This window comes from Oleiphilus sp. HI0079 (assembly GCF_001635105.1).
The window spans coordinates 1-1646 of the sequence record NZ_LWFT01000773.1; the positions used below are offsets into that span (position 1 = coordinate 1).

The 1646-nt window shown below is 49.3% G+C and carries 1 protein-coding gene; it reads right to left on the reverse strand.

From position 1 onward, the window contains the following. Nucleotides 1-1646: TonB-dependent siderophore receptor (locus A3750_RS14545; RefSeq protein ID WP_156498598.1), on the reverse strand; the 1646-nt coding region annotated here is incomplete at both ends.

Below are 1646 nucleotides of genomic sequence, written 5' to 3' on the forward strand. Positions count from 1 at the left end.
AATTGATTCACTAAGCCGCTCGTATATTCGTATTGCCCAGGGAGTGGGTTTCCGCGAAAACCCACAACTTGAGATCGATCCTCAGAATTTACCCATGCGCCTTTGGCACCAAGCTTCCACGCATCATAGAGTGAAACTTCGCCATCAAACTCTAAGCCATACAAAAGCGCCGAGGAGATATTCTCAGCCCTACCAATTCCTCTGGCGTCATAGATCGTCACAATCGCATCGGTAAGATCTCGATAAAACGCAGTCAACGAGGCTAAACTCGCCGTGGAAGAAAACTGGAATCCAGCTTCTGCATTTAGAGCGACTTCATCTTCTAGATCCGCATTGCCGATTGCGCTGCCATCATCACCATACAATTCGTACAAGCTAGGTAGGCGAATATCGCGAGATAGACTAGTGCGTAACTTCAATGAGCGATTCAGTTGGTAATTCAACCCGAGTTGAGCATCAAAGCTTTGCTCAGAACGATCATCTTGAGTAAGTAAATCCGTCTCATCCGACACAGCTCGAAACCGGGTTTGTCCCATCACTGAAAACGCATCGTCACGGCTAAACCATTCGCCCTGCAAGCCGAGCGAATACTGCTGTCTTTGCGCTTCAAACCGGATCTCTCGCAACTTATCGTGGTTGTCGTAAGTCTCTTGATTCGCAGCGACTTCGTAGTGAAGGATGCTCTGCTTCAAGCGTTGACGAGCGTGTACTTTAGCGTCGATTGATTGTGTCGTGGCCGCCTCTAGGTTCGCATTCAAACCGACTTTGTTTTGGGTATCGTCATACAATGTGTCACGCTGGCTAAGCGCAAGCTGATAACTCAAATCCCATGCCTTCGTTAGCTGGTGATCTAAACCAGTACTAAACATAAAAAATTCCGTATCAAACTGTGCTTTGTTGGTCGGGTCGTTGACGACACCGGGGATGCCTTTCGCGCGATCGTAATACTGAGCGAGACCCGACAATGTCATATCGGGGCGTATCGCATAGTCTCCCGATAGCGCCGCGCTCAGTTGATCGTATTGGGCGTTCTGTCGCGTTTCATCGCGATCATCAAGCGGGTTTGACGGAGTTTGGTTGTCATTGACTAAATCAAAATCGTTGTCTGAAGAAACGCGCTCTACGCTGCCACGCAAACGCATGTCCTCGGCAACGATACTGCTTGAAGCCGCAAACTTACTCGAGTTGAAAGAGCCATAGGTCAAGCTGATATGGCCACCGGTCTGCTTCGATTGCTTGGTCACAACGTTTACAGCACCGCCAATTCCGGCAGAGCCAAGTTGCAAAGGTACATACCCACGATAAATCTCGATGCGCTCTACGGAATCGAGCAACAGCTCACTCAAATCAACGGCCCCGCCCTGGGCACTGTTTAAAAGCACGCCATCTAGGTACACATTGACCTGAGCACCCGTAGAGCCCCGAATACTAAGTGAAGAATACGAGCCCATCCCGCCTTGTTGACGGATTTGAACGCCGGCCTGTGCCTTTAGCACGTCAGCAACGCTGGAATAAGAGCTTGATAAGTCTTTAGTTTGAACGACGGTAACATGGCTTGGGATGACGTCGACATCAATATCATTAGCAGACGAGCGCGAACCAATAACAACAACCTGCTCATGCTGCACATGTTCATTCGCATGCAA